Source organism: Roseateles sp. (genome assembly GCF_031397715.1).
Taxonomy (GTDB): domain Bacteria; phylum Pseudomonadota; class Gammaproteobacteria; order Burkholderiales; family Burkholderiaceae_C; genus Paucibacter_A.
In genome coordinates this window covers 1-11936 of sequence record NZ_JANNMI010000468.1, presented here as the reverse complement: position 1 = coordinate 11936, position 11936 = coordinate 1, and the positions used below count along the sequence as shown (strand labels likewise).

The 11936-nt window shown below is 61.5% G+C and carries 13 protein-coding genes; 6 read left to right on the top strand and 7 right to left on the bottom strand.

Features of this window, described 5'->3' with window-relative positions; translation table 11 throughout:
- Together RMO57_RS20820 and RMO57_RS20815 are read left to right on the top strand one after the other, a co-directional pair.
- Window positions 1-187: hypothetical protein (locus RMO57_RS20820; protein ID WP_310389935.1), on the top strand; the 187-nt coding region annotated here is incomplete at its 5' end.
- A gap of 101 nt (window positions 188-288) precedes the next feature.
- Window positions 289-660, top strand: coding sequence for a hypothetical protein (locus RMO57_RS20815; protein ID WP_310389934.1), 372 nt, complete (start codon window positions 289-291; stop codon window positions 658-660).
- Window positions 661-673: 13 nt separating this feature from the next.
- Here the strand turns inward: RMO57_RS20815 and RMO57_RS20810 are convergent, their stop codons facing one another.
- Window positions 674-1366, bottom strand: a complete 693-nt coding sequence (locus RMO57_RS20810) for a glutathione binding-like protein (RefSeq protein WP_310389932.1) — start codon at window positions 1364-1366, stop codon at window positions 674-676.
- A 66-nt stretch (window positions 1367-1432) separates the two neighbouring features.
- Here RMO57_RS20810 and RMO57_RS20805 point away from each other — a divergent pair, with 66 nt between their 5' ends.
- The gene (locus tag RMO57_RS20805) at window positions 1433-2176 is read left to right on the top strand and encodes a hypothetical protein (RefSeq protein WP_310389931.1); all 744 of its coding nucleotides are present in this window, start codon (window positions 1433-1435) and stop codon (window positions 2174-2176) included.
- Here the strand turns inward: RMO57_RS20805 and RMO57_RS20800 are convergent.
- Window positions 2167-3255 carry a phosphotransferase gene (locus RMO57_RS20800; RefSeq protein ID WP_310389929.1) on the bottom strand — a complete coding sequence of 363 codons (1089 nt, stop codon included), beginning with the start codon at window positions 3253-3255 and terminating at the stop codon, window positions 2167-2169. The two genes, RMO57_RS20805 and RMO57_RS20800, sit on opposite strands and share 10 nt — an antisense overlap.
- 54 nt (window positions 3256-3309) lie before the next feature.
- Window positions 3310-4014 carry a Crp/Fnr family transcriptional regulator gene (locus RMO57_RS20795; RefSeq protein ID WP_310389928.1) on the bottom strand — a complete coding sequence of 235 codons (705 nt, stop codon included), beginning with the start codon at window positions 4012-4014 and terminating at the stop codon, window positions 3310-3312.
- Between the two features lie 263 nt (window positions 4015-4277).
- On the opposite strand from RMO57_RS20795, the gene RMO57_RS20790 reads away from it, so the two are divergent.
- On the top strand, window positions 4278-6386 hold the full coding sequence (locus RMO57_RS20790) for a hypothetical protein (RefSeq protein ID WP_310389926.1): 2109 nt from the start codon (window positions 4278-4280) through the stop codon (window positions 6384-6386).
- Window positions 6387-6401: 15 nt separating this feature from the next.
- Here RMO57_RS20790 and RMO57_RS20785 read toward each other — a convergent pair whose 3' ends face one another.
- The 4 genes from RMO57_RS20785 to lptF are packed head-to-tail and all read right to left on the bottom strand — an operon-like array spanning window position 6402 to window position 10000.
- A complete protein-coding gene (locus tag RMO57_RS20785; protein ID WP_310389924.1) occupies window positions 6402-7346 on the bottom strand; it encodes a CysB family HTH-type transcriptional regulator in 945 nt (314 codons plus the stop codon).
- Window positions 7343-7744 (bottom strand): CbiX/SirB N-terminal domain-containing protein, encoded by a 402-nt coding sequence (locus tag RMO57_RS20780; protein ID WP_310389922.1) that lies wholly within the window; start codon window positions 7742-7744, stop codon window positions 7343-7345. Before RMO57_RS20780 ends, RMO57_RS20785 begins: the two co-directional genes overlap by 4 nt.
- Window positions 7745-7757: 13 nt before the next feature.
- Window positions 7758-8903, bottom strand: a complete 1146-nt coding sequence (gene lptG, locus RMO57_RS20775; RefSeq protein WP_310389921.1) for an LPS export ABC transporter permease LptG — start codon at window positions 8901-8903, stop codon at window positions 7758-7760.
- The gene (gene lptF, locus RMO57_RS20770) at window positions 8900-10000 is read right to left on the bottom strand and encodes an LPS export ABC transporter permease LptF (RefSeq protein ID WP_310389919.1); all 1101 of its coding nucleotides are present in this window, start codon (window positions 9998-10000) and stop codon (window positions 8900-8902) included. Before lptF ends, lptG begins: the two co-directional genes overlap by 4 nt.
- Before the next feature lie 28 nt (window positions 10001-10028).
- Here lptF and RMO57_RS20765 point away from each other — a divergent pair, with 28 nt between their 5' ends.
- Both RMO57_RS20765 and RMO57_RS20760 read left to right on the top strand, forming a co-directional pair.
- Window positions 10029-11498 carry a leucyl aminopeptidase gene (locus RMO57_RS20765; RefSeq protein ID WP_310389917.1) on the top strand — a complete coding sequence of 490 codons (1470 nt, stop codon included), beginning with the start codon at window positions 10029-10031 and terminating at the stop codon, window positions 11496-11498.
- A 67-nt stretch (window positions 11499-11565) separates the two neighbouring features.
- Window positions 11566-11936 (top strand): DNA polymerase III subunit chi (locus RMO57_RS20760; RefSeq protein WP_310389915.1); only part of this gene is annotated, 371 nt, incomplete at its 3' end.

Here is an 11936-nt window from a genome sequence, read left to right as displayed (position 1 = left end):
GTTGCAGGTTCGATTCCTGCTGGTCGGACCACCTCGGCTTCTTCTCGCCTTGCGCGGCACTCACATGCGAGTTTTGAATCGAAGATCGGCCAGCGCTGTCTTTGTGGCTCTGCTCGGCTTCGTGCAGGGCGCCGCAGCCCAAACCCAAACAGTTACTGATCGCGCTTGTGTGATCGCGCTTGTGTGATCGTGTTTGGCCATGGGCGCAATTTTGAGCCAGGGCATGACGATCAAAACGATGCCTGGGACAGACTCAACCTTCGTTTCAATCAAGAGGTTGTCAAAACCATGGAGCTGGCCGGACAGCGCAGCGTTGCCTTGATCTTGAAGTCGTCGGCGACCGATTTGCCGCGCAATTTAGGCCTGCTGCTGGCCGAGGCTACAGAAAACGGCTGCACCCAGGTGTTGGAGACCAGCTTGTTCGGGGATGAAAAAATGCAGACCCTGAAGGCGCGCTTGCGTCTGTATCCGGTCTTGGGCGTCAAAGGTCCGCTGCTCGCGAATGCGGATCTGCGCATTGGAGACCCGCTCTACACCTATGAGCGTGACTTCGAGTTCACGCGGCGTGTGTTGGAGCGACTCAACCCCGCGACCTTGGGCCAAGCGATGGCGCAGGAGTCAATGGCGCAATTGCTGCAAGGCGGTCGGGCAACGCCTTGAAGCAGGGCGGGCTTCAATGCCGCTTGTATTGGTTCTCGCCGAATAGGTTTTCACGGGCCGCCTCACCTGTGAGTGGTTTGTGTTGTTCAGACAGAACCGCCAGACCGCGCTGCACCGCAGGGCGAGCCGCCACTTCGTCAAACCAGCCCTTCAGGTGCGGGTAGTCGCTCAAACTCACACCTTGATTTTTCCAGGACCGCAGCCAAGGGAAGACGGCGATATCGGCGATGCTGTAGTCGCGCCCGCCAAGATAGGTGGACGCGGCCAAACGGGTATTCATCACCCTGTAAAGACGCTGTGCTTCACTGCTGTATCGATCAATCGCATAGGCAATTTTCTCGGGGGCGTAAACGCGAAAGTGATGGGCTTGCCCCAACATCGGGCCGACGCTGCCCATTTGAAACATCAGCCATTGCAGAACTTCATACTTCCCCGCTGTGTCACTGGGCAGCATTTGGCCGGTCTTGCCGGCCAGATAGAGCAAAATTGCGCCGGACTCAAACAAGCTGATCGGTCGCTGGTCCGGTCCGGCGGGATCAATCAGTGCAGGAATCTTGTTATTTGGACTGATGGCGAGGAATTTATGCTCGAATTGAGCGCCACTGCCGATGTCCACGGGGATCACCCGATATGGCAAACCGCATTCTTCCAACATGATGTGAACTTTGTGGCCGTTCGGGGTTGGCCATGAATACACGTCGATCATTTTGTTCTCCACCGGTCAAAGCAGGCGCGGCTTGCGTCTTCACCGTTCAGTGCATTGTCCTAGCTCATGTTTTTTAAGCAAGTAAAACACTGGTTTGTTGCGCGGGCGAGTTCCGCTCGCTGGCGGCCTATTCAAGACTGGGCCGAAAGCCGCAACGCTCATTTCCGTATCGCCAAGGACGGTCGCGGCTTCTTGATCGAGCAGTCCAAGGCCTTGCCCGGCAGCCTGCGCATTGAGTGGGGCCCCTCGCAGCGCGCCTACATCGAGGGCAATGAGCTGCGCATGCGCTGCGAGCTGCGCCTGCATGGCGACTTGCAGATGATGGTGCTGTGCCGACAATTGATGGACCGCTTGGAGTCGGCTGTGTTCGAGGCCTATACCGACACCCTCAAAACCCGCGTTGACACCGACACGCCCGAGGAAATGCGTTGGTTGGTGATGTTCCCCAAGTTCAACCAGATCAGCTCCAAGTTGGTGAGGCAGCGCTTTGGCGCGGTCGGCGTCAACAAGGATCTGGTCGCCGCTTGGTTGGAGGGTGATTTGAGTGAGGTGCTGGCGCAGGCCAGCCAAGACCTGCTGCCCGAGGGGCAGGCCTTTGTGCTGATGACGATGCGCGGCAACGCCTATCTGCGCACCGCCATGGCCGCGCCCTCAATGCAGCAGATCCAGGGCCTGGTGAAGGTCTTGGAGTTGGCATGCCGTGAGCTGCTGAAGGTAAATGACAAGCTCACCGACCGCGGGCCATGGCCGACCACCACGTCGATTGCGTGGCAGAGTTCGCGGCCCGAGGAGGACCCGGCTCAGACTTGAGGCGGCGTCAGCCGCTGCGCGAATGCCCAGCCCAGTTCCGCCAGTGGCTTGGCGCCTGCGGCCGTGGCGCGCGCTTGCTCGCTGGAGGCCGTGCCGGCGCTTATGCGCTTGGCGATGCCTTGCAAAATAGCGGCGATGCGGAAGAGGTTGTAGGCCAAATAGAAGTTCCAATCTTGCATCACCCGCTCGACATCGCCTCGACCGGTGCGCTCGCAGTAACGGCGCACATAGTCGGCCTCGGCCGGGATGCCCAGTGCGGCCAAATCCAGGCCACCAAGGCCGCGCGCCGCGGCCGAGCTCTTGATGTGCCAGGTCATGCAGTGGTAGCTGAAGTCGGCCAAGGGATGGCCCAAGGTGGACAACTCCCAATCCAGCACGGCGATCACGCGCGCTTGTTCGGGGTCAAAGACAAGATTGTCTAACCTGAAATCGCCATGCACGATGGCAAGCTCATTCTCGTCGCGCGCCGAGGCTGGAATATTGGCGGGCAGCCAGGCCATCAACTGGTCCATCGCCGCTATCGGTTCGGTGATTGAGGCCAGATACTGTTTGCTCCAACGGCCGATTTGCCGCTCAAAATAGTTGCCCGGCTTGCCGTAGTTGGCCAAGCCGATGGCGACCGGATCAACGCGGTGCAAAGCCGCGATGACACGGTTCATTTCGTCAAACATGAGGCCGCGCTCGGCCGGCGTCAGGCCCGGCAAGGCCGGGTCCCACAGCACTCGGCCGGGCATGTACTCCATGATGTAGAAAGCGCGACCGATCACGGCCTCGTCTTCGCACAACGCCAACATGCGCGGCACCGGTACGTCGCCGCCCTGCAGGGCCGACATCACCAGGAACTCGCGTTCGATCGCATGGGCTGACGGCAAAAGCTTGGCCGCCGGCGCAGGCTTGGAGCGCATCACATAGCTGCGGCTGGGGGTGTCCAGCTTATAGGTGGGGTTGGATTGCCCGCCCTTGAATTGCTCAATGCTCAGCGGTCCGGCAAAGCCTTCGACCTGTGCGCTGAGCCAGCGCGTTAGTGCCTCGGTTTCGATAGCATGTGTGGGCGTGCGCGTTCCTGTGAAGGCTTCCATAATTCTCTCTAGCTTGGATGAAATTGGATCGTGCCCCGCCCGGCCGGCAAGCGCTCAGCGATTGGCCAGCGCCAGCAGCTTCTCCTTGCTCAGAACCACCAGGCGAGTCGGTTCGACTCGGACCGCGCCATCGCGTTCCAGGGTCTTCAATTCTTGATTGACCCGCTGGCGTGAGGCACCCAGCAATTGCGCCAGATCCTCCTGCGCCAATTGCAGGCCGATGCGGATTTCGTTGCCTTGCTTGACACCATAGGAGCGGGCCAGCAACAGGATTTGCTTGGCCAGACGCGACGCGAGGGGCAGGGTGTTGAGGTCCTCGATCGCGTCGAACATCAGCCGCAGGCGGCGGCAGTTCAGGCGCAGCAAGGCTTCGTAGAGTTCGGTGTGGCGCTGCAGCAGTTCCCGGAAGTCCGGCTTGCGCACCATCAACAAGGTCGTTTCCCCGTGCGTCGTCGCGTCGTGCGTGCGTGGCATGCCGTCGAACAAGGAGATATCGCCAAACCATGTTCCGGGCTCCACATAGGTCAATGAGACTTGCTTGCCGGCCAACGAGACCGAGCTGATGCGCACAGCGCCTTTGGCCACGCCCACCCATTCTTCGGCGGGCTCACCGCGGCAGGACAGCATGGCGTCATCGCCCAATCGGCGCACCGTCGCGCGCGACAAAATGTCGCCGCGCAAGGGCTCGGACAGCTTGGAGAACCAAGAGCCCGCGTCAATACTGTTGCGTTCGCTGAGTGTAAGAACTGTGCTATTCATGCTTTGTCGCTGACGTGACAGCAGGGAGGCTGCCTTCTTGAGAGCGCCATTGTCCATGAGCCGCAGCGGCCGGGCCCAAGGGCCGTTGGGCGTCCGACATCGGCGTGCCAGAAGCCAACAGCCTGCGTGCCTGCACAGGCGTGTGGGTGCAGATACAACGCCCGGCTTTTGCTGGCTTTGATGCTCGGCCGGCCATGCTAGAGTCGATCGAATATATATTGGCACCCGGGATGGACCGAGATACCGTAGCGCCCCCATTTCTTTTGCGTACCCCCAGTTTCGGCGCTTGCTTGCTGGCCAGTTTGATATTTGGCTGGGTGGGTGATGCGCAGGCGCTCGGCTTGGGCGCCCCTCAAGCGTATTCGTCGCTCGGGCAACCCTTGCTGTTGTCTTTTCCGCTCAGCCTGCGGGCTGGCGAATCACTCTCGCTGGACTGCGTGTTTGCGGAGGTGACGGCCGGCACCACCAAGCTGGCGCCGAGCAAGGTCAGCGTGCGACTTGAAGGTGAGAGTGAATCCGCGCTGCGAGCGATTCGCGTATTGAGCTCGGTGCCGATCGAGGAGCCGATTCTCCACGTCTCCTTGAGTCTGGGTTGCCCGGTTCGATTGACTCGGCAATTCAGTGCCTTGATGGACCCCCCGCCTGGACACGACGCGCCAGCGCCTGATGCGGCTGCGGCTGTGGCTGTGGCTAGTCCGCGGGCCTTGTCGGCGGCCTTGCGAGCGGCGTTGGCTACAGCCGATGCCAAGCCCAAGGCTTTGATGGGGGCCAACCCGTCGGAGGCGCTTGGGCAGCAGCGGCTGACGGCGGCCAAACCGGGGGGTGCACAAGAAACCGTAACAAGTCCAGACCGAATCCCAGGCTCAACAGCGAGCAAGTCCAAACCGTCAAGCAGCGGCGGCGCGAAGTTAAAAAAAGCGGCGGCGCCGTCAGTGCCGACCGCGAGTTTGAGCTCATCGGAGCCACAGCTCAGGTTGGAGGCCTTCGAGCCGAACTCGCCAGCGGCCGATTCAGCGGCTTCGGCGGCGTCGGCCGCCGAAGCCGCCATGGCTCGCTTGCTGTCGGTCGAGTCCGGGCTGCTCGGGCTGCAGGCCGACTATCGCAGCAATGCGGCCAAGCTCAATGCGCTGCGGCAGGAGGTCGCGGCTGAGTCGGTGCAGGCGCCGTCCGGTGATGCGATGGCCCTGGCCTGGGTGATGGGCGGTTTGGCCTTGTTGCTGGGCGGCATGGTGGTTTATCTGTGGCGCGGCCGGCCCCGCCAGCAGCGCGGCCCCGACACTCATTGGTGGGGCCAAGAGTCAGTGCAGGAAAGCACCTACGACAGCCCGGCTGCCGAGCCTGCCATGGCGCCGTCGCAGCCGGTTGGCGAAGCGCAGTTGAGCAAGGCCGCGAAGCATGATGATGATGGGCGCCCCTCTGAAGGCAGCCTCGGTCTGCTTAGGTTCGCCGGCGCGGACGAACCAACCATGGCGCTTGCGCACAGTGCTGAGCCTGAGTATGCGTCGCAGGAGAGCGCTGTGGCGGTTGAGCCGCCGGACGCCGAGCTGTCGGGCCTGGCGCGGATCTCGCATTTGATGGACGGTGATTTGAGTCTGGAACCACTCAGCGTGCAGTTCATTGACCCTTCGTCGGACGGGCACGCGGTGTCGCCGGTTGCGAGCAGCAGCCCGTCGCCGGCTGGACAAGACTTGGTCAGCGTCGAGAAATTGATTGACCTCGAACAGCAGGTCGACTTCTTCCTGGTCTTGGGTCAGGACGAGGCCGCCCTTGACTTGCTGCACGCGCAACTGAACAGTGCTGGCGCGCAACTGAACAGTGCTGGCGCACAAGGCAAGGGCTCGGCTTTGGCCTATCTGAAATTGATGGAAATTTGCCAGCAACGCGGTGACGCCTTGGCCTTTGCCGATATCGCAGGGCGTTATGCGGTGCAGTTCGATGCCGTGCCGCCGGCCTGGGAGGCGGAACTGGAACTGGGCCGAGGGCTGGAGGCTTACGGGGACGTGATGATCGGTTTGCAAGCGCACTGGGCCGATAGCGGCGCCAGCATGTCGGCCTTGCAGAAGTTGTTGTCGGCCGCTGATGGTCGTTCAGTGAGGTTCGAGTTGCCGGCCTTGCGCGATCTGCTCTTGCTCTACAGCGTGGCACGCGACCGCTCCGAACATGAGGTGCGCGGCGAGGAAATCGATTTGTTCTTGCCGCTGGAGTCCGGTGCCCATGCCGACGAGCCCGCCGGCTTTGATTTGATGGCGACCATAGTATGGCAAGGCCAGCCCGGTACGGCAGCGACGCCTGTGGAAGTGGATATTTTGCTGGATGGCCTCAACCCCAACCCCAACCCCAACCCCAACCCCAGGCCTGGCCTCGGCGTTTAAGCAGCGCTCAGCCCGTCACAAGCTGTAATCACTGGCGTTGCCGCTCATGGCGCGCTCCAGCAGATGGCGGTTCAGCCGGTCAGACAGCAACTCTGCAAAACTGTAGACATAGTTGCGCAGGTAGGCGCCGCGTTTGAAGGCAATCCGGGTCACGTTTTGCCCAAACAAATGGCCCAAGGGGCGCGACACCAAATCGCCGCCCGGTGGGTCCTCGCGCACCGCCATTTCGGCCACGATGCCGATGCCCATGCCCAGCCGGACATAAGTCTTGATCACATCGGAGTCGATCGCCTCCAAGACGAAATTGGGATGCAGGTTGCGCGCCGCGAAGGCCTTGTCAATTCGCGTGCGGCCCGTAAAGCTCGGGTGGTAGGAAACAATCGGCTCACTCGCTAACTGCTCCAGTGTCGGCCGTTCAACCTGCGCCAAGGGATGGGCCGCGGGCACCACCAAAACATGCTGCCATTCGTAGCAGGGCAGGCTGACAAGCTCGTCAATATGGGCCAGTGATTCGGTCGCCAGGCCCACATCGGCGCTGTCGTCCAGCAACATCCGCACCACTTGGTCGGGCGTGCCTTGATGCAAGCTGATCCTCACCAGGGGCAGTTGCCGACGCAGCTGCGCCACCGGACCGGGCAGAACATAACGTGCCTGCGTATGGGTGGTGGCGATCGACAAGGTGCCGCTGTCTTGCTTTGAAAACTCTTCGCCTATGCGTTTGAGGTTGCCAACTTCGCGCATGATGATCTCGATCGCTGCCAGCACTTGCTGGCCAGGTTCTGTGATGCGGCGCAGGCGTTTGCCATGGCGCGAGAAGATGTCGATGCCGAGTTCTTCTTCCAGTTCCAAAATTGCTTTTGACACGCCGGGCTGAGAGGTGAACAAGGCCTTGGCGGTCTCGGTCAGATTGAGGTTGCGCCGGGCGGCCTCCTGCACGAAGCGGAACTGGTGCAAATTCATGCTTGACTCTCAGGGCCGGCGCTGGCCCCAAGGTTCAGCCAGGCCAGGCTAGACGCCGTCATCGCTTGGATGACAGTTTCCTGTTCACCCAGGGCGGCGTGCAGCAGCCATTCGACCTCGGGCCCACATTCGTCCCGCAACCGCTCCAGCATGGGCGGAATATCGCGCCTCACATGCCCACCGGTGCCCAGAAACATCGGCACGATATGGACGCGTTTGCAGCCGAGCGCGACCAGCTCACGCGCCGCCGCTTCAAGCTCGGGCTGCATGAATTCAAGGTAGGCCAATCGCAAAGCAAGCTCAGGTCGACTCAAGGCCACCCGCCTTGCCACTTCCTTGAAAGGCTTGGCCCAGTCGGGGTCGCGAGCGCCATGAGCAAAAAGCAGTAAACCGTCCATAGATATCGTTATTTCATCGGTAACGCACCAGCCAGCCGAAGGCCGCCAGTGACAGGGCTAGATAAAACAAGCTGGGGCCAGCGGCGACCAGCCACGGCACCCAGTCTCGCAAGATGCCGATATGGCCGGCGACATTGTTGAGCATGACAAAGCTGATGCCCAGCATGATGCCGCCAAAAACCTTCAGGCTGATACCACCGGCGCGCCCGTGCAGGTAGGCAAATGGCAGCGCCAGCGCCACCATCACAAAGCAGGCCAAAGGGTAGATGGCTTTGCGCCAGAATTGAATTTTGTGAACCTGTGCGGATTGCTCCTGTGCCGACAGATGCTGGGTGTACCGATACAGCTCAAGCGTCGACATCGAGGCCGCGGGCAGCACGGCAGCGGCGATCACACCCGCATGCAGGGAGCTTTTCCAGTTCAATTCGGCCAGCTTGGTTTCGCGCACCACGCGGCGCGCTTCGCCGTCGTCTAGCCCGCCATTTGCCGGCGCGCCCACCGCGACGCTCAACCATTCGGTCTGCGTCACATCGAACAAGCGCCAGTAGCCCTTGCTGTCCACCAGGGCCTGCTTGGCCGCCAGTCTGGCCACCAAGCCACCGCTGTCATTGAACTCGAAAATTCGCACGCCTTGCAGCCGACCCGATGCGTCGGCCTGGCTGACATTGATGGAAAAACTGCGTTCTTGGCCATCGATTTGTTGGTGATCTTTCAACCACGCGCCGCGGCGGCCTTGCGCGGTAGCCCCCACGAACTTGGCGCGCATCGTGTCGGCGTGCAAATCGAAGTAGGGCACCGCAAAGTCGCCGACAAAAAATGTCAGGGCCGCAAACGCGGCCGCCAAATAGGCCAGCAAACCGAGCGCACGCCCCGGCCCCAGCCCGCCGGTGCGCAAAATTGTGAATTGGCTTGACTGCGCCATGCCGGCCAGCGAATAAATGCTGCCAATCAGGACGGCGATAGGAAACAGCTGATAGAAATGACCGGGAATGTCCATCAGGGCCAGCAGCGCCGCTTTCAGCGCACCGGCTTCGACGCGGCGCATATTGTCCAGCTCGTCGACAAAGTCGATGAAGAAGAACAGGGCCAAGAAGGCCAAGGAGACAAAAAATACCGAGCCGACGATGTCCCGGTAGAGCAGGCGGCGCACCGTCTTCATGCGCTAACTCCTGCGGGCTTGCGCTTGGCCCGGCCTATGCAGTTGCCCTGATCGCGCAGCCAAAGCACCACCATGGCCAGTAGCAAAACGCCGCCGTGCACGATGCCCAAGGCGGCGCCGATGCCGAATCGCCCATTGCTGACCCAGCCCTGGCTCAGGCCAATCAAATTGAAGTAGACGACGAAAGACAACAGCGCAAACAGCAGATTCCAGTTGTTGGGTCGACGCGGATTGGTCGCCGCCAGCCCCATGCCCAGCAGCACCATATTGAAGCTGGCCAAACACATGCCGAAGCGCCAGGTCAGCTCGCCGTGATTGCCCGGCGTGGGCGTACGCAGCAGCTCCAATGTCGGTGTAGCCTTGGGGTTGAGTGTGTCGGCACTGCGCAGAACCTGGCTGTCGGCCAGGATTTTGTACTGCTCAAATTTCGCGCGTGTGCGCTCGCCCGTTGCTGCATTGGCTTCGTTGCGCTGGCCGTCGTTGAGCACCAAAAAGCGCTCGGTTTCGGTCAACTCAATATGGCCACGCGAGGCGGTGGTGACCGATTCGGTTTTGTCTTTATTGGACAAGATAAACACATTGCGCCCGGTCCGCTCGTCCTCGGCGTCACGCTCGATGAAGAAGACGCTGGCGCCGTCGCGTGAGGACTGGAATTGGCCGGGCGCCACGCGCGAAAGGTCGCTGCGCTTTTGATAATGCTCCCGCAGCTGCGCGCTGTTTTGATTGCCCCAGGGCCAGACGATCAACTCCAGCACCAGCACGACCAGCAAGACCGGCAAACTCATGCGGAGCACCGGCTTGACGAAGCGGCTCAAGCCGATGCCGCTGGAGAACCAGATCGTCATTTCCGACTCCCGGTACATCCGGCCCAAGGAAGCCACCACGGCAATAAACAGCGACAAGGTCAACATGGTGGGCAGGTGGGCGAGTGAGGCGTAGGCCATCAACAGCAGCACATCTTGCGGCGCAATATTGCCGCCGGCGGCTTGGCCCAAAGAGCGTATCAACATCATCGTCAGCACGATGGTGAGTATCACCACGAAGGTGACACCGAAGCTGCGAGCGAGTTCTGAACGTACTGAGGAATCGAATAACATCCGGGCACTTTATCTATTCGGCGACATTATGGACTTTCGTACACAGACCACGTCACTTGACGCCATGGCCGGCTGCAACGCCGATGCCTTGATCGTGCTGATTGCCGGTGAGGCGCTGCCCGCCAATCTGGACGCCACCTTGGCGACGTTGGCCAAGGATGCGCTGAAGCTCGGCGACTTTGAGCTCAAGGCCGGCAAAGCGATTGCCTTGCAGCGCCCGCTTGGCGTCAAGGCGCCGCGGCTGATTCTGGCTGCCGCCGGCAAGCCAACGCTGAAGGGCGCCCGCGCGGCGCTTCAGCTCGGCCTGGCCCAATTGAAGGGGCGCGGCGCCGTCCACGCTGCTGTGGCTTTCGTCGGTTTTGACGCCATGAACGACTGCTTGGCCGAGCAGTTCGTGTTGGCCGCCAGCGACGCTGTCTACCTGTATCGCCACACCAAGCCCAGTGCCCCCGAGGCGGGCAAGTTGTCCAAAGTGACCTTGTTGCTCGACAAGGCCGACAGCGGCGCGGCCAAGGCCGCCAAACTCGGTCTTGCGCGCGGTCAGGCGATTGGTGCAGGGATCGAATTGGCGCGCGAATGCGCCAACCGCCCCGGCAATTACGCCACGCCGACCTTTCTCGGCGAGCAGGTCAAGGCCCTGGGCAAAAGCCATGGGCTGAAGGTCGAGGTGCTGGATCAAAAAGCCGTCGAGAAGCTCGGTATGGGTTCGTTTTTGTCGGTCGCGCAAGGCTCGGACGAGCCGCTGCGCTTCATCGTCGCGCGTTATGACGGCGCCGCGAAGACCGAGGCGCCGGTGGTGCTGGTCGGCAAAGGCATTACCTTTGATTCGGGCGGTATCTCCTTGAAGCCCGGCGCCGAGATGGATGAGATGAAGTTTGATATGGGTGGTGCTGCCAGCGTCATCGGGGCCTTGCGCGCGGTGGCCGAACTCAAACCCAAGCTGAATTTGGTCGTCATCATCGCCGCTTGCGAAAACATGCCCAGCGGCCGTGCGCTCAAGCCCGGTGATGTGGTGACCTCGATGTCCGGTCAGACGATTGAAATCCTCAACACCGACGCCGAAGGCCGCCTGGTTCTGTGTGATGCGCTCACCTATGCCGAGCGTTTCAAGCCCGCGGTGGTGGTGGACGTGGCGACCCTGACCGGTGCTTGTGTGATCGCGCTGGGCGGTGTGCGCAGCGGCATGTATGCCAGCGACGATGAGCTGGCCGCGTCCTTGTCGGCGGCCGGCGAGGCGGCCTTGGATCCCTGCTGGCGCATGCCTTTGGATGATGAATACGAAGAAGGCCTGAAGAGCAACTTTGCCGATGTGGCCAACGTCGGCTCGCGCGCCGGTGGCTCTATCACCGCGGCCAAGTTCTTGCAGCGTTTTGCGGGCAAGTTCCGCTGGGGCCATTTGGACATCGCCGGCACCGCCTGGAAGGGCGGCGCGGCCAAGGGTGGTACCGGTCGCCCGGTCGGCTTGCTGACTCATTTTGTGCTCTCGCAAGAGCGTTGAAAAGAGCGTTGAAAAGAGCGCTGAAAAGAGCGTTGAAATGCCGTCATTTGAGGGGCCGATTTAAGCCATGACGCAGGTCAATTTTTATACCGGCGTGACCGAGCGACTGGCCTATGTCTGCCGACTGCTGCGCAAGGCGCAGCAGTCGGGGGCGCAGATCGGCGTTTGCGGTCCGGCGGCCTCATTGCGCCGCTTGGATGCGGCCCTGTGGACGTTCGAGCCGGCCGAGTTTGTGCCGCATTTGGACTTGTCCGCCGGCAAGGTCGCCGCTCATTTGCTTGCCGCAACACCGATCGTTTTGCTTGAGCGCGCGGTCGAGCTTGGCCATCGCGACGTTTTGTTGAACTTGGGTGCGGAGGTGCCCGAAGGCTTTGAGCAGTTTCGGCGCGTGCTTGAGGTGGTGTCACAAGACGGCGAGCAGGTGCAAGCCGGGCGCCG